The 15,835-nt window shown below is 57.5% G+C and carries 11 protein-coding genes and 1 pseudogene; 8 read left to right on the top strand and 4 right to left on the bottom strand.

Annotation, left to right across the window (positions count from 1 at the left end; all coding sequences use genetic code 11):
* Positions 1–670 precede the first annotated feature (670 nt).
* The 3 genes and pseudogenes from VAE57_RS17245 to VAE57_RS18830 form a co-directional block, all read left to right on the top strand.
* Positions 671–1,039 (top strand): nucleotidyltransferase domain-containing protein, encoded by a 369-nt coding sequence (locus VAE57_RS17245; RefSeq protein ID WP_322823071.1) that lies wholly within the window; start codon positions 671–673, stop codon positions 1,037–1,039.
* Positions 984–1,106: a hypothetical protein gene (locus tag VAE57_RS17240; RefSeq protein ID WP_322823092.1), complete on the top strand. Its 123-nt coding sequence runs from the start codon at positions 984–986 to the stop codon at positions 1,104–1,106. Before VAE57_RS17245 ends, VAE57_RS17240 begins: the two co-directional genes overlap by 56 nt.
* Before the next feature lie 12 nt (positions 1,107–1,118).
* A pseudogene (locus tag VAE57_RS18830) lies at positions 1,119–1,394 on the top strand (HEPN domain-containing protein); the annotation flags it as partial.
* Between the two features lie 237 nt (positions 1,395–1,631).
* Here the strand turns inward: VAE57_RS18830 and VAE57_RS17235 are convergent.
* From VAE57_RS17235 to VAE57_RS17220, 4 genes are all read right to left on the bottom strand, one after another.
* On the bottom strand, positions 1,632–2,819 hold the full coding sequence (locus VAE57_RS17235; protein ID WP_322823070.1) for an aspartate aminotransferase family protein: 1,188 nt from the start codon (positions 2,817–2,819) through the stop codon (positions 1,632–1,634).
* A 46-nt stretch (positions 2,820–2,865) separates the two neighbouring features.
* Complete coding sequence (menD, locus tag VAE57_RS17230; protein ID WP_322823069.1) at positions 2,866–4,629, bottom strand: 2-succinyl-5-enolpyruvyl-6-hydroxy-3-cyclohexene-1-carboxylic-acid synthase; 1,764 nt, start codon at positions 4,627–4,629, stop codon at positions 2,866–2,868.
* A gap of 11 nt (positions 4,630–4,640) precedes the next feature.
* Positions 4,641–6,089 (bottom strand): isochorismate synthase, encoded by a 1,449-nt coding sequence (locus tag VAE57_RS17225; protein WP_322823068.1) that lies wholly within the window; start codon positions 6,087–6,089, stop codon positions 4,641–4,643.
* A 266-nt stretch (positions 6,090–6,355) separates the two neighbouring features.
* Positions 6,356–6,994, bottom strand: coding sequence for a redox-sensing transcriptional repressor Rex (locus VAE57_RS17220; RefSeq protein ID WP_322823067.1), 639 nt, complete (start codon positions 6,992–6,994; stop codon positions 6,356–6,358).
* 407 nt (positions 6,995–7,401) lie between these two features.
* Here VAE57_RS17220 and coaBC point away from each other — a divergent pair, with 407 nt between their 5' ends.
* From coaBC to VAE57_RS17195, 5 genes are all read left to right on the top strand, one after another.
* Positions 7,402–8,640, top strand: a complete 1,239-nt coding sequence (gene coaBC, locus VAE57_RS17215) for a bifunctional phosphopantothenoylcysteine decarboxylase/phosphopantothenate--cysteine ligase CoaBC (RefSeq protein ID WP_322823066.1) — start codon at positions 7,402–7,404, stop codon at positions 8,638–8,640.
* Positions 8,637–9,683 (top strand): SH3 domain-containing protein, encoded by a 1,047-nt coding sequence (locus tag VAE57_RS17210; RefSeq protein WP_322823065.1) that lies wholly within the window; start codon positions 8,637–8,639, stop codon positions 9,681–9,683. The genes coaBC and VAE57_RS17210 overlap by 4 nt, the downstream gene beginning before the upstream one ends.
* Positions 9,684–9,720: 37 nt before the next feature.
* Complete coding sequence (locus VAE57_RS17205) at positions 9,721–11,901, top strand: glycosyltransferase family 39 protein (protein ID WP_322823064.1); 2,181 nt, start codon at positions 9,721–9,723, stop codon at positions 11,899–11,901.
* 846 nt (positions 11,902–12,747) lie between these two features.
* The gene (locus VAE57_RS17200; protein WP_322823063.1) at positions 12,748–14,883 is read left to right on the top strand and encodes a glycosyltransferase family 39 protein; all 2,136 of its coding nucleotides are present in this window, start codon (positions 12,748–12,750) and stop codon (positions 14,881–14,883) included.
* A gap of 6 nt (positions 14,884–14,889) precedes the next feature.
* Positions 14,890–15,834 (top strand): glycosyltransferase family 2 protein, encoded by a 945-nt coding sequence (locus VAE57_RS17195; protein WP_322823062.1) that lies wholly within the window; start codon positions 14,890–14,892, stop codon positions 15,832–15,834.
* Position 15,835 lies beyond the last annotated feature (1 nt).

Genomic DNA, 15,835 nt, shown 5'->3' with positions numbered 1-15,835 from the left:
CCTGCGCTGTCGCATCGCTCGGCCAGACGGTGAGCGGCGGGTTGGTGGCGATGGCTCGTGCAAGCTAGTGTACCATCCGTCAGGCAATAGCGACAATGCTTGATACCGGCGCCAAATAAGCGTCGATACTCGATAATCCTTACCGTGGTTGTTGTCGATGTCTTCGCGGACGAGACCTGTTGGTTGCCTGTGTGCAATCCCTTGTTCCCCTCAACCCGGCGGCAGTGCGGTCTGAACCTCGATGCGGATTGGTAGCAGTGGACAAGGTTGCGGTAACGTCTCCAGAATCGCTTCCGGTTTGGCTGGGACAAGATAGGGGTCGGGGTAATGCTGGCATGCTCTCGGCGCGTTAGCAGCGCTCATATCAGGTCAATGCAGCGCAACGGCTTGCTCAGACCAACACAAAGAGGCGTTTCAGCACGGCAGTCACACGTCGAGCCAGGTCCTCTCCCGCTTTATCCGTGAAGTTCCTGATCATGCAACCGGTCATCTTGTATCCCCGAAGAGATGCACATATAATCTGAAGGTACGGTTTGCGCTCCTACGTGAGGGAAGCAACGGCTGTCTCATCCAGCCAGAGTACGTGATTACCGTCACGGCGCTGTGCTGTGGCAATGCCAATAATGATGTGTCGGTGAACGCCTATGGTCGTTGCGTCCAATGATATACGATGAAACCAGTCAATGAGGAATTGCTTCGCGAAATCACGCAACGGTTGGTTGCGGTGTTTCAGCCAGAGCAGGTTATCCTCTTTGGGTCACACGCCTGGGGAACGCCAACGGCAGGGAGTGACGTCGATGTCATGGTCATCGTCACCGAGAGCACCCTGTCGGAATACCAGCGTGCCGTGCTTGGGCACCGCTGCTTGAGTGGCCTTAATATTGCCAGGGATGTTATTGTCAAAACACGTGCCGAGTTTGATTTCTTACGTGATGTGCGCACCTCGCTGGAGTACCAAATTGCGCGTCAAGGAAAGGTGCTATATGACCGACGCCAAAGCGCACCTTGTACGGAGCTGGATGATCAAAGTACAGCGTGATCTGGCATCGGCGCGTGTCCTGGCTGCCAGTGATCCGCCGTTGCTTGACACCGCAATTTATCACTGACAACAAGCAGCGGAGAAAGCCGTGAAGGGGTATTTGGTATTCTGCGATCATGCGTTCAAGCGTATCCATGACGTTGAGGTATTGATCCGCACTGCCGCAGGGTACCAACCAGAGTTTGTCCAATGGATTGACGCAGGCATCGAGTTGACACCGTATGCACGCCTCTACCGGTATCCGGGATATGCTACGGAGCCAAGTTGTGAGCAGGTTGGCCGGGCAATCGCAGCAGCTGAAGGTGTGTTCACCTTTGTCGTTTCGTTGTTGCCCGCGGCAATGCGGCCCGCGTGAGGGTTGCTTATGCCAGATGCCCCGTCGCTAGAGGCACTCCGTCATTGTCGCCAAAAACTATGCTTAGCCGTCTTAGTGTTCCATCCCCATCCGATGCGGGAAACCAGGCTTGCAGGAGGCAATGCCGTAGTAGCGTGAGCTGCCCACTCTGAGGGAGCGGTGTCAACGCTCAGCGCAGAGTTGTTCCCGGCAAGCTGCACACTACCAGATGCGTAAATGTGCAGCCTGCCACTTACTCTATCGCTCTTCGGTACTCAGTACTGCTTCAATGGCTGTTACCACCCGTTCCAGATCAGCCTGTTCGATAACCAGCGGTGGCAGTAGCCGTAAGACGTTGGGACCCGCCGGTAGGGCCAGAACTCCGTGGTCGATCAGTGCTGCGATGGCGGGCTGGGAGCGGCTTTTCAGTTCAAGACCGACTAATAGACCCAGCCCCCGGACTTCGCGCACCGACGGGAGGCGCAGATCGCGCAGTGTTTGCATCAGCCATGCCCCTTTGGTTGCTGCTTGCTCAGGTATCCGTTCGCTCTGATACACGTGCAGGGCGGCCCGGGCCGCCGCACAGGCCAGAGGGTTGCCCCCAAAGGTTGAGCCATGGGTTCCCGATGGTAACGTGCCGTGACGTTCGTGGATGACCACGGCACCCATCGGTACCCCGGCAGCAATGCTCTTGGCAAGGATGAGCATATCAGGCGTGACGCCGCTATGCTCAATCGCAAACAGCTTGCCGGTCCGCCCAAAGCCGGTTTGTACTTCATCAACCAACAACAACGTACCATTCGCAGCACAGATGGTGGCGACTTCTGCCAGATAGCCGGGTGGTGCCGGACGCACGCCACCCTCTCCCTGCACCGGTTCGATCAGCACCGCAGCCGTCTGTGGGCCGATAGCGGCTCGTAACGCTTCCACGTTTCCGTAAGGCACATGGCTGAATTCCGGCACCAGGGGCAAAAATGGTTCGCGGTACTTGCTCTCCCAGGTGGCACTGAGCGCCCCCATGGTACGGCCATGGAAGCCGCGCATAGTTGCAACGACGCCGGGCCGACCTGTCAAAAGCCGTGCAAATTTCAGAGCTGCTTCAACTGCTTCTGCCCCGCTGTTGCAGAGGAAGATGCGCGAGGGGAATGGTACAACCGCCGCTAATTCGGCCAGATATGCTGCGCGGACATCGTTGGGAAAAATTTCAGGACAACTGATGAGCCGCTCTGCTTGTTCACGGATTGCTGCAACGATAGCCGGATGGCAATGGCCGAGATTGGCCGCGCCCTGACCGCCGACACAATCGATGTAGACCCGGCCATCCGCATCGTACAGGCGCGCCCCTTCCCCGCGCACGATTGCCAGTGGCCGCTTTGGATACAAGCCACTGGTGTAGAGCGCTTCTTGCGCAATAATTTCGGCATTTGTACTCAGCGTATTGATCATCACGATATCCTTACCCTTTTGTGACTCATTGAAGCTGTGAGGCGTGCTATTCTGCGACCGTAATGCCGGCCTGGGCCAGCGCATTGCTTACCAGTGGCCAGATCGTGCGATGGTCAATGACATTTTGATCGCGCCGGCTGCGTACCTCGATCAGATGCAAGCCACCGGCAAAACTGGCCTGGAGTGCTGCATATACTGCTGACCAATCTGAGGCCAGGGTGTAGTGCGCGTTGTGCATTGCCGCCAGTGGTGCGAAATCAACACCGTGTGGCGTGCCGAATAATAGCTCGAACTGGTCAGTTTCGCTGGCCTGGGGTAGAAACGAGAAGATACCGCCGCCATCGTTGTTGATCAGCAGGATCGTTGCATCGAGCCGGTGAAGCCGAGCGGCAAGCAGACCATTAGAGTCGTGCAGGAGCGAAAGGTCACCCAACGCCATCACGAGCGGTCTCGCCTGACCGGCAGCCAGGCCGAGTGCGGTTGAGACCAGGCCGTCAATGCCATTAGCTCCCCGATTGCCAACCACGTACAGTGGGCCGGTGCGTGGGCCGAGAAACGTGTCGCAATCGCGTACCGGCATCGAATTGCCAACAAACAGCGTTGCACCGGCAGGCAACCACGAACCGAGACGGGCAAACAGTCCCGGTTCACTGATATGCTCTTGGGTCAGGAGATGTGACTGAATGATCGTCCGTGCCGTCTGTTCGGCGCTTACCCATGCGCGTAGCCAGAGGGTTGGCCCTTCACGTTGTGAGGATGCCAGCGCGTCGGCCAGCGCGATACAGAACCAGTGTTCATCGACGTGCAGGTGTTCACGGGCCAGGCTGGTTGGCTCACGCCAGCCGGCACCGCCATCAATCACAATCTGGCGAGTGTGAGGATGGTGTTGCAGGTAAAGCAAGAGCGGTTTGCTGGTTGGCATTGCCCCGAAGCGCAAAATGACTTCTGGCGCATATTTAGCCACGAAGCGCTCATCGCGCAAAAAGGCATCATACGTGCCCAGGGTATAGTCATCGACGTGCGGCCCGTAGCGCACTCCCGACAATGGATCGGCCAGAATGGGGTAGCGCAGACGATGGACCAGAGTGGTGAGCAGTGGGCCAAGATCGGGTGGGCAATCGGGACCGGCGATGATCAGTCCCCGGCGGTATTCGACCAGGCTGGTTGCCAGCATTGCCAGATCTGCTCCACCGATCATACGACGTGCCGGCGTTACCTGAACCGCTGGTGGCGTTTCGCTAAACAGGGCTGCCATCCGCGCCCGATCAGGAACGAGTGGCTCTCGAAAGGGCAGATTCAGGTGTACCGGGCCGGCAGGGGCACTGCGCGCCAGTCCGACAGCACGACCCAGCGTAGCCCGTAAAAAGGGCAAGAGTGCCATATCCGGTGTGGGCAGATCAACAAACCAGCGCACATTGCGCCCAAAAATACCGATCTGATCAATTGTTTGCGGCGCACCATTATCGCGCAACTCAGGTGGGCGGTCGGCAGTCAGGATCACGAGCGGCACCCGGGCAAGGTTCGCTTCGACGGCTGCCGGCAACAGATTAGCCACCGCCGTCCCGGAGGTACACAGCACAGCAGCCGGCATCCCACGCGCACGAGCCAGGCCCAGTGCAAAAAAACCGGCTGAACGCTCATCCAGATGCATCCAGACCCGCAGCGACGGGTGGCGAGCTACGGCCAGCGCCAGAGGTGTACTGCGCGAACCGGGGCAAACTATCACATCTTTGACCCCATTGACCGCCAGGCTCTGTGCAATCGTTACCACCCAATGAGTCAGCGCTTCGACATGCGCTGTAACGTTCATGCAACCCTCGCTTAGCCAATCATCTCTTCACTTGCCCCAAGTGCTTCTAGCATTGCCCGCAGCTTAATTCTGGTTTCGGTCAGCTCACGCTCTGGATCAGAGGCTGCAACAATCCCGCAACCGGCAAAAAGCGTTGCTTCGCGTCGCCCGATCAATGCCGAGCGGAGGGCAACAGCGAACTCGCCATCACCACGCGCATCAACCCATCCCACGGGAGCCGCGTACCATCCCCGATCAAGGCGTTCGTGATCACGAATCCAGGCCAGTGCCGCGGGGCCAGGTTTACCACCAACTGCCGGGGTTGGGTGAAGACGCCCAACCAGATCAAAGATATCGTATCCTGCTCGGATGCAGGCTGTGATCGGTGTCAATAGATGCTGGACATTACGCACTCGCATAATCTCAGGGGTAGACGGAGCCTGCACCGCATCGCAATACTCTGCCAGCGCAGCACGAATCATCTGCACTACAAAAGCGTGCTCGGCGCGATCTTTAGCGCTTTGCAACAACGCCTCAGCTAGCGCAGCATCCTCAGCGGGGGTCTTCCCACGTGGTGCCGTACCGGCGAGTGCCGAAGCGGCCACTACGCCATCCCGAAGCGCTACCAGGCGTTCGGGTGAAGCACCAAGAAATGTTCGTCCACCGCGTGCAACGGCAAAGACAAATGTATGCGGATAATCCCGGCGCAAGCCGTGTAGGGTAGCAGCCGTATCAAACGGTTCTGTGCTTCGCAAACGCACAGCCCGCGCCAGCACCACCTTCTCCAACGTACCGGCGCGGAGTTCGCTCACAGCATCAGCAACAATCGCTTTCCAGGTTTCGGGATCAAGCGAGACATCAACCTGCAAATCAAGCGGTGGACGTTGTGGTCGAAGTGGGAGACCGATCAGGGCTTGCAAGCGACGGGCAGCAGCCGCCCCTAACGCCAGCGTCGAACTGTGCGCATCCACCATCCCGTTCACCGTCAACGTTGTCACATCACCGTGGCGCACAATCAACAAGCGTGGCACCATCAGCAATGCCATCGGATAATCCCGCCACAAATCGCTTGGTGGTTGATCGGGATCAAAACGAAACCCGGCTACGGCAACAGGTCCCTGTACCGGCAGTTCGGGATCGGCATCAATCACTGCCTCACTCACCAACTGCTTCCATGCCGCAGCACTGACAGCAAAGCGATCAGCGCCAGATGTTGGCGTAAAACTCCATGCTGCACCGAGGCCGGTCAATTCAAAATCAGCGGCCGGCGTACTCCAGAAAAAGCGATTATGGGTAACACCAGCACCACGGGCAAACAGCGCCAGAGGATCACGCAGCCCGACACGAGTGGTGACACTAACCAACACCGGTCGCCCAAGCTCGCGGGCGCGTTGCCGGGCCACGTCGGCAGCAGCCTCCATGCGCGGCACTTCGCGCAGAGTGGCAGTAGTTACCCGTACTCCGATGAGAGGATTGGTCATACGATTGTGATGTGATACACGCTCCCTTGATAGCCTGGGATGGTTACTTCCTTATATTATGCATTGTATCACGTTACAATGGTTCTGATGCGAGATAACGACCTATGACGAACGTATCGTGCTCAGCGAGCTAAGTGATCCTGATTCATACCGGGAGAGTGGATTGTGAGGTGAGATTGTACCGATGCATGAAGTAAGTTCTGGTAGCAAAAAACAGGGCGAAGCCCCTTCGCCCTGTCCACTACACCCAGGTTAGCGGTGGTCTATCAATGCTCTTGCTCGCGAGCCAGGTAATAGGTCATACTTTGTAGGACCGCGACCGGATCGATGTAGCGCACCCAGACATCTTCGGGGACTTGCAAGATCATGGGCGCGTAGCTCAGAATCGCCCGGATACCGGCCTCGATCAAGACATCGGCAACGCGCTGTGCCTGTTGGGCAGGTACAGCGATGATCGCCATCTTGATCTGCTTCTCGGCGATGATGCGTCGCACGTGGGCGAAATCCTGAATTGTGAGATCGCCGATCTTCTGGCCGATTTTGGCCGGATCGGAGTCAAAGAGAGCAACGATCTCGATGCCTTCAGTGCGGAAGCCCTCGTAGCGGGCAATCGCCTGGCCCAGCAAGCCGATGCCGACGAGGGCTACCGGCCAGTGGTGATGCAAACCGAGAATGCGTTCGATGTGCTGAAGTAGCTTCTCGACATCGTAGCCGATACCCTGTTTGCCAAACTCCCCGAAATATGAGAGGTCTTTGCGGATTTGGGCCGCAGTGACGTTGATCCGTTCTCCTAATTCTTGTGACGATACGGAGTGGACACCCTCTTCAAGCAGGTAACGCAGACTCCGTGCATAGAGGGGAAGCCGCCGAATAACAACATCTGGTGGTAGATCAGAACGCTCCACGCAACTCCTCCATTGGATCGGGTGGATCGGGTGAAGTATGTGAAGTGTAGCACAAGCATGACAGTTCTGCAAGCATTTTTCTGATGTGTATTTTGCAGGTATCGCTCTGTGCACAGGTGTTGGTAGTCCACTCATATCAAAGCTGGTGGAATGACAGACGTAGGGACGACGCATGCGCCGCCCCTACGACACCGACGACAACTGCGCTGTGGCGTAAAAACGGCAATCCTTCCCGTCACGCCGCCCACAATCCATCCGTGACCCACAGTGACACACCTGGTAAGGCTTCAGCACGAGGATCACACCTGAACGGTGCACAGGGTCTCACTCCGTCATCCTGCTACATGTGCTACAATGCGCCCGCGGGAGTATCTGTTCGCTATGACAGGTCGGTTACCGGGTGATATATGGATACGCTAGCTGGTAAGCGAATTGTCCTCGGTGTGTGCGGAAGTATCGCTGCGTACAAGGTGGCCCAACTGGCTCGTGATCTGACGCTGGCCGGAGCGCTGGTTGATGTGATTCTGACCGAGGCTGCCGAGCGTTTTGTTGGGTCGGCAACCTTCCAGGCTCTGACCGGACGCCCGGTGCTGACCGATATGTGGAATCTGCCTGAAGATGGGGTTGTGGGCCATGTGAGTCTGGGGATGCACGCCGATATGGTGGTCATTGCTCCGGCAACCGCGAATACGATTGCCCGTCTGGCTGCCGGCTTAGCCGATGATTTGTTGACGACCACAGTACTGGCGACGCGAGCACCGCTGCTGATTGCTCCGGCGATGAATCCGGTGATGTATGAACATCCGGCGACGCAGGCGAATCTGGCAGTGTTGCGTGAGCGGGGAGCATATGTGCTTGAACCAGAGGTGGGACGGATGGCAGAGCCGGTTGTCGGGCGTGGTCGGCTACCTGAACCGGCTGATTTACTGGCCGAGGTGCACGCTCTGTGGGGACGTTGCTCCGGCCCACTCCGTGGTCGTCGGGTCGTTGTTACTGCCGGTGGTACCCGGGAACCAATTGATCCGGTACGCTATATCGGTAATCGTTCGTCGGGGCAGATGGGGTATGCGCTGGCTACCCGTGCCCGTGATCTGGGTGCCCAGGTCACCTTGATCAGTGGCCCGACTGCCTTGCCCCCACCACGGGCGGTATCCTTTGTTGCGGTCGAGACGGCATTAGAGATGCAGGCTGCGGTGCAATCGGCCTGTGCACAGGCCGACATCCTTATCATGAATGCAGCAGTGGCCGATTTTCGCCCTGCTTCTACGGCTACCGAGAAGATCAAGAAGCACAATGATGAGGGTATGGTGCTGCATCTGGTACAAAACCCCGATGTTGTGGGTGAGCTGGCCGGGCGGCATGATATATTTAAGGTTGGCTTCGCGGCCGAAACCAATGATCTGCTGGTCAACGCCCGGCACAAACTGCGACGTAAAGGCTTGAACCTGATTGTCGCTAATGATGCCGTAGCCAGCATTGGTCAACCTGAGATTACGCTTACCGTGCTGGACGGTGAGCATGCCGTCGAGTTGCCACGGCAGCCCAAGGCCGTCGCGGCGGCAGCTTTGTTGGATGTTATTGTAGAGCGTTTTGAACATTGGCTGAGCATTCGCCGGCCATCTGGTGAAGAGTTCGAGGATCGATGACGACAGAACCACAATCAAATCAGTCGCCGCCTGAACCACCATCAGCGCCTCGCCCAACCCGTCGTCTGACGGTGCCGACATTGCCACGGGCGGTGGCTGCCACAAGCGGTCAGGTATCACGGACTGAAGTAAACGAATTAATTACCGCTCTGGGTGATGCCAATCACCCTCGTCACGCCGAAGCGGTGGATGCCCTGGTTGCACTGGGCGCATCCGTCGTGCCGGCCCTATGTGCCGTTCTTGACCCTGATCGGCCATGGTTGACGGTCTATCGGGCAACGGAAGCGCTGGCACAGATCGGTGATGGACGGGCAACCGGCCCACTCATCAAGGTACTCAAGCATCCAAATGCGAATGTGCGTTGGGGTGCGGTACGGGCACTGACTCAGGTTGGTGATGTACGCGCCCTCTTCGCACTCCGCGACGTGGCGCGTTCGGATCAGGGACGAACGACCTGGGGCGAGTCGGTGGCCAGTGCTGCTCAGAGTGCGCTTGAACTGCTAAGCCGGCGCAGTATCTGGGCACAGAGCCTTGAACTGGTGAAACTGGCCGTGGTCAGTGTAATCTTCCTGCTGTCAATGGCGCTGGCGTTTGGCGTAATCGGGGCACTGCGGAATGAGCTTGATCAGTTTGGCCGTTATATTCCCGGTCAGACCGAATTGCCGACGCTGGTGTTACCCACGCCTCGCCCAACGGCTACCCCGCGACGGCCAACACCGGCAAGCCAACCGACCTCGCTACCGGTAACCCAGGTGATTACCGGCACGGCGCTACAGGTAGCGAATGTACGTCCCTTACCCGGTACGAATAATCAGCCGATTGGTCGGATTAATGCCGGCGATGAGATCATCTTTCTGGCTCGCACGGCCAACGATCAATGGTATCTGATTCGTCTTGGCGAGCAACGGAGTCCAGACTCGTTTATTGCCAACCCCGATGGCAGTGGTACCGGCTGGGTCAATCGTGCACTGGTTTCACCACCGCCGACTGAAGTGCCCATCCAGGAACCGTTACCGCTTCCTGTACCAACAGCGACGCCGTAAGGTGGTTCAGGCGATTGTGGCTGCACACGTGCAATCTGTGATCTCGAAATATCTGCCTGCGCTCGGCTGGGCTGTTTTCGCCGCGTGTGTGATCACACTCTTCACACAGGTTCCACTGCGGCGCGAGTTTGATATTGGCCGGAACGATGCCGGAATCATGCAGGGATTTTCCGATCCCGAACCGATTCCGGCTACGGTGCAAGCTGACGCTGGTGTTGGCCGACGGGTATTGCCGACAGCCGCTTTGCGCATTCCCCAGGCTGGCACACCGGTAGCGGTGACGATGCGCTGGCTAGCGCCAGCAGGAATGCCGGTTGTTATCGCGATCAATGATCAGCCACCCATCCAACTGATTGCCCAGGGTCAGTGGGAAGAGCACAATGTTACGGTGAGTAGTGGCTGGCGTAAAGCCATCGATCTGGTGATACAGATAACAGCTCCAGAATCACCGGAACAGATTCTTCTCGACCGGGTCGTTGTCACCGTGACCCCACCGGTATGGCCATATCCGGCCCAGGTGTGCTACGCACTGATGGTTGGCGCACTGTGTGGGCTGCTGTTGAATGGTCGTCCACGCTGGCAACCGGCACTTGCTGTTGGTGCGTATGGGCTGGTCTGGTGGTTGTTCTACCGGAGTAGCCCCTATCCGCTGCTCTACCTGCCGCCAATCGTGGTAGCGGGACTGCTGGCAATCTGGTTAATCTGGCGCTGGCCGAGTCTCGTTGTACGCTGGCCGCGATGGGCGACGTCGGGGCTGGTTGGTGTGATGATTATCCTCTGGATGGGTGCATTACTTCCGGCGATGACTGCCCATGTAACCCTGGCCCGTCCCGGCGTTGAGAACGATTTTCGCGTCTTTGCCACCCGTGACACACTGGAAACTATCTTTCAGGCCGATGGCTTCTACAACCTCGGCTATCCGTTGCTGCTCTGGCTGGTGCGACCGCTGACGCATGACAATCCCTTTCTGGCTGCGCGCCTGATTTCGCTGCTGGCAGGTGCTGTTCTGATTGTCGGGGGCTATCTGTTGGCGCGCAGCCTGCTCTCATCTGGATTAGCAATCCTGGCAGCCGGATGTCTGGCATTGAGTGGCATAGTCGTGCAGTATGGGTTGCTGATCGGGAGCGATATGCCGTTTGCGGCTCTCATGACACTGGCCGTAGCCGTGACATTACATGTTCGTAGACCTTCTCACACGCTGCTGGCGCTGATTGGTGGTGTCTTTGCCGGTACAGCGTTTCTGGTGCGTCATCCCGGCTTGCTGTTGCTGCCCTGGGGCGCTGTGACCCTCTGGTACGTTGCCGGTCGCCGTCCGGCAATGCTCTTTGGGTTGGGATTTGTGCTGGCCGCCGCCCCCCAATTGGTGGTAAATACCTTGCAAACCGGTCAGCCACTGTTCAATCAGCAGGCGAAAAATATCTGGCTGGCAGTGTACGCCAATACCGATTGGCGGCGTTGGGAGGAGGTTCCCAACAGCATCGGTCTGTTTGAGGTGATTGGCCGTGATCCGCTGCGTTTTTTGACCAACTGGAGCCGGAATGTGGTTGGTTTCATCGGGGCTGGTGCCGAGGATGTGAGTGAATTTGGGCGCGCCGATCAATTACGCTTACTCGGCTGGCCGGCGAACTGGCTGGCAATTGGGGGATTGGTTGCAGCAGGCTGGCTGGCCTGGCAGCATCGGGCCGACCGGCGCTGGCTGGCGTTGTTTGCGCTGATTGCCCTGTACGTAGCTGCTATTGCGACTGCGTTCATCTTGCCCCGCTTCTTTCTCCCGCTCACACCGCTGTACGCAGTGGCCGCAGCGTGGGCCATAGCACAACTGTGGACAGTTCAGCGTCACCTGGTGGCGGCTGCCTTGATCATGGTCGTTTTACTCAGTCCGGGGCCAATGACGGCAACGCAGGCGGTACTGACAGCGCAACCGGCAGACGAAGTGGCGGCAGTGGCTCTGGTTCAGCGCTCGTTACCGACGGACGGCTCGCGACTGGTAGCTGCTATTCCTGATCGCTTGCCATTGGCAAAATATTCCGCGATAGCGCACCTCGTTCACGTGCGCGTATCACCAACCGTTACCGCGACCGAATTACAGGCGCTGGACGCCGACTATCTCCTTTGGGATAATGCGCAAGGGCCACCTCCAATCCCCGAACCTGAGCGTAGGCGAATCGGCGATGGCCGTTTTACCCTCTACGGCATGACAGCACCGGGCACAAAGTGATAACTGTCTGTTTCCTATCTGCTCTTGCCTACCTTCTCGTCAGCAATGACCCCAGCCCACCCTTGCACCCGCCTATTTCCTATCTGCTCTCGCCTACCTGCTCATCAGCAATGACCACAGCCCCACTCCCACCTGCCTATTTCCCCCATCTTCTCTCGTTTACCTTACCAGAACCTATTTCAAAAAGCATCTACCAAAAGTTAGCTCATTCACTCCTGACAGACTCTGATCGTGACGATCACACACCGCCTCCTTGTGACCAGCATGGTCAACAGGGTGACACACGCCGGATCGTGAGTACGGCTGCTGAGGCAGCATGGCTGCTACGCTCCACACGCTGCGACACGCGCATGATGAGCGGGCAAGGTAACCAATCCAGCGCGTGATGGCACCGAAGATAGTCGTCAGCTCTCCTCACTGTCATGCCAGCAGCCTGGGAGTAGGATATGCTGGCGTTGGCTATAGGCAAGCGTGCATGCGCCTGTGCGACGGTCTGGGAGCACAACGGAACAGCGTTTATGAAATAAGTTCTGATTAGCGATAACAACCAGACCCACTATTCCACCTCCCCATTTCCTATCTGCGCTCGCCTACCTGCTCATCAGTGATGCCGACCCACCATACTGATCCACCCCCCTATTTCCTATCGTCTCTCTCCTACCTTCTCAAATCCCAATACGGCAGCGTCGACCACAACATGATGCTAACCAGTCTCACTCCTACTCGCCTATTTCCTGTCGTCTCTCTCCTACCTCCTAATCATGTACAATAGCGTCGTACATTAGAACATACCTTGCGTCTGCGTCAGACATCACAGCATGCATGAAAGGTAGCAAACGGATCACGATGGTATCTCCTGCTCCACGTTCTATCGCCACAGTACAACCACACCGATGGCGGATCGCCCTACTGACCAGACGTCCGGTCGTTTGGGTTGGTCTCCTGATGATAATCGGTCTGATCCTGCGTCTCTGGTTTCTATCCATCTATGTGATCGATCCCCGTTTCTCGGCAGCCGATGATGGCGACTATTATCTGCGGGCGCTTCAGTTGGCAGTGACCGGTGAATATCGCGATAACTCGTGGCTCATCCGACCGCCCGGTCATATCTTCTTCTTCGCCGCAATGATTCGTATCGGGCTATGGCTGGGCGATCCGGCGATTGGGATTGCGCTGATCCGGGCCGTGCAGATTTCCCTATCGCTGGCCCTGATTCCAATTGGGTATGATCTGGCGCGACGGCTCTTTGATCAGCGTACCGGCCTGATCTTCGCGGCAGTTCTGGCCCTCTGGATGCCGATGGTTGAATTGCCGGTGCTGATTCTCAGCGAACCTCTCTTCTTTTTCATGCTGGTGGTTCATGGGTGGCTGTTGGTGCGCTGGCGCGACTCGCGCCAACCCGGATGGTTAGCCGGTGCCGGGGTGGCGCTGGCCATCGCTGCGCTGGCTCGCTCACCGGGATTGTACGGGGTAATCTTTGCGATCCTCTTCATCGGTGTCAGTGCCTGGACAGTTCACCACTGTCGACGCTGGCAGCCCATTGTCGTGGCACTGCTGGCGTTTCTGCTGCCTTTCGTGCTCACCATTGCTCCCTGGACGCTGCGAAATTACCTGCTCTACCGCGATTTTATTGTGATTGATACTCTAGGGCCGGTTAACCTTTGGATCGCGATGAGTGATGCGGTACACGAAGGTCGTGGTGAGGGGGAGGCCAAGGGGATTCTACAAGCTATTCCACAAGAAGATCGGCAACGGTTTGTGAGTGCCGAATTGCGCCGCATTCTGCAAACAGAACCGTGGCGCTTCACCCGCAATCTCTGGCCGCATTTTCAGCATATCTGGAAAGCCCAGTTTATCGAGGATTTCTTCGTGAAAGCCAGTTTCTTTACCCGGCCATTGCGGGAAGTCTGGCTTCATGGCCTGATTAGCGATCTCGCCTGGTTGATCTTGATCCTGGCAGCACCATTTACGCTGCTTGGACGCGGCCAGGATTGGGCAGTACGGCTGTTAGCGCTCGGTTGGATTGGCTATACCTGCCTGATGGTGATCCTCATCCATGTTGAACCGCGCTATCTGTTGCCAATCTGGTTCTGGCTGGCGTTGTACGGTGCAGCGACGCTAGCCCGGTCGGGACAACACCACTGGCGTCTGGATCGCTGGCAATTGCCCGCGCTGATCGTCAGTCTAGGGATGCTCTTCCTGATCGTCAGCTACCGCAATTACCCGCAGATTATCCAGAATGGTATTGCCCGCGAGCAGGCATACGCTGCGGCGATGGCTGCGCTGCAACGTGGTGATGATGAAGCCGTAGAACAGGCATTTCGCCGCATGCTGGCCGCCGATCCTGATTTTGCCGATGGTCAGGCCGAATTTGCCCGCTGGCTACTGACTGAAGGTCGGTATGACGAAGCCTGGCAGGTGGTTGGTACCTATCCCACTCACCGTGGTGATCTCGTGCGTGGTGCATTGGCGAGGGCGCAGGGCGATCTTGCAGCAGCGAAGGTGTTATTGCGCGATGTGGAAGAACGCGCCGGCGAGGACGTGCAACGGCTGGCAATGCGCTGGTTGTCACCGGCGCCGACGACGGCGCTAACCATGGGCGATGAACTTGATCTGGGGTATCTGTATGGCTTCTCATTCGGTGAGCGCACGGGTAATACAACGTTCCGCTGGTTGCAGGGTGAAGGTGCCGTGCGTTTGCCTGTACCAACCCCACTGACCGGCAACGAGATTGTGACACTACGGCTGGCAGTGCCGCAACCGACGAACCTGACGGTGACGATTGGTGATCGGCGATATGAGGTAAACGTTGCGCCGGGCGGCTGGCGGGTGTATCATCTGCCTGTACCTGCACAGATGCAGGGGGTACGTGAAGTGACCATCATGCTAAAAGCGCCAACGTTCTTACCGTATGAGCGTTTTCCCGGTAGTACCGATGCCCGCCCGTTGAGTGTGATGGTGCAGCAAATAGCAGTTCGGTGAAGTATCATGCAACAGATAGGCACAACAGCCCAACCAGAACCGGTCGTGGTTCAGGCATATCCCTTCACGGTGAGTGTGATCATCCCGGCTTATAACGAGGCGCATGGGATCGCTCAGGTTATTGAGCGTGTGCGTGCGGTATTGCCCGATGCCGAAATTGTTGTCGTGGATGACTGCTCGCAAGACGATACGGCCAGTGTCGCGCATGCAGCGGGTGCGCGGGTTATCCGCCATCCTGTGAATCGCGGCAACGGTGCCGCCGTCAAAACCGGTATTCGCCGCGCTCGTGGTGATGTCGTTTTGTTGATGGATGCCGATGGACAGATGGATCCGCGCTACATCCCCGATCTGCTGGGAGGGATTGCTGCCGGTTATGATATGGTGGTGGGTGCCCGCACCCGTGAGACGCAGGGCGACTCGATCTTTCGACGCTGGGGCAACCGTGCCCTCGATGCGCTCGGCAGTTATCTGGTAGAGACCGAGGTGCGCGATTTGACCAGTGGTTATCGGGCGATGCGCCGCGACGTCATCATGGAGTTCATCAATCTCTTGCCCAATCGCTATTCCTACCCAACCACCAGTACGCTGGCGTTGCTCAAAGCGGGCTACCATGTCGGCTATGTCCCGGTCACTGGACAACGCCGGCAAGGTGGTCGAAGTGGGCAAAAGCTTCTGCGCAACGGCATTCGGTTCGGACTAATCATTTTGCGGATCGTCTCACTCTTCGCACCGTTACGTGTCTACTTTCCGGTAGCGATCTCGATGCAGGGGTTGGCTCTGCTCTCGTTTCTGATCAGCTTCTTTATCACAGATCCCTTCCGTTTTCATATTCCTAACTCGGCGATGGGGTTATTCGTAGGCAGCATTATTGTCTTTATGTTTGGATTGAACGCCGAACAGGTTGCCGCACTCCGCTTTCAGCGCCCCCTGCGCAGCAACGAAGAGGAGTAGT

Origin of the sequence: Chloroflexus sp., assembly GCF_034434295.1 — a bacterium.
In the GTDB taxonomy this organism is placed as follows: Bacteria; Chloroflexota; Chloroflexia; order Chloroflexales; family Chloroflexaceae; genus Chloroflexus.
This window is presented reverse-complemented; position numbering and strand designations above follow the sequence as displayed.

Bases quoted from the DNA above. Each gene is read 5' to 3' on its own strand.
- VAE57_RS17245 (WP_322823071.1), top strand. From the start codon at position 671: ATGAAACCAGTCAATGAGGAATTGCTTCGCGAAATCACGCAACGGTTG.
- VAE57_RS17240 (WP_322823092.1), top strand. From the start codon at position 984: ATGACCGACGCCAAAGCGCACCTTGTACGGAGCTGGATGATCAAAGTA.
- VAE57_RS17235 (WP_322823070.1), bottom strand. From the start codon at position 2,819: ATGATCAATACGCTGAGTACAAATGCCGAAATTATTGCGCAAGAAGCG.
- menD (WP_322823069.1), bottom strand. From the start codon at position 4,629: ATGAACGTTACAGCGCATGTCGAAGCGCTGACTCATTGGGTGGTAACG.
- VAE57_RS17225 (WP_322823068.1), bottom strand. From the start codon at position 6,089: ATGACCAATCCTCTCATCGGAGTACGGGTAACTACTGCCACTCTGCGC.
- coaBC (WP_322823066.1), top strand. From the start codon at position 7,402: ATGGATACGCTAGCTGGTAAGCGAATTGTCCTCGGTGTGTGCGGAAGT.
- VAE57_RS17210 (WP_322823065.1), top strand. From the start codon at position 8,637: ATGACGACAGAACCACAATCAAATCAGTCGCCGCCTGAACCACCATCA.
- VAE57_RS17200 (WP_322823063.1), top strand. From the start codon at position 12,748: ATGGTATCTCCTGCTCCACGTTCTATCGCCACAGTACAACCACACCGA.
- VAE57_RS17195 (WP_322823062.1), top strand. From the start codon at position 14,890: ATGCAACAGATAGGCACAACAGCCCAACCAGAACCGGTCGTGGTTCAG.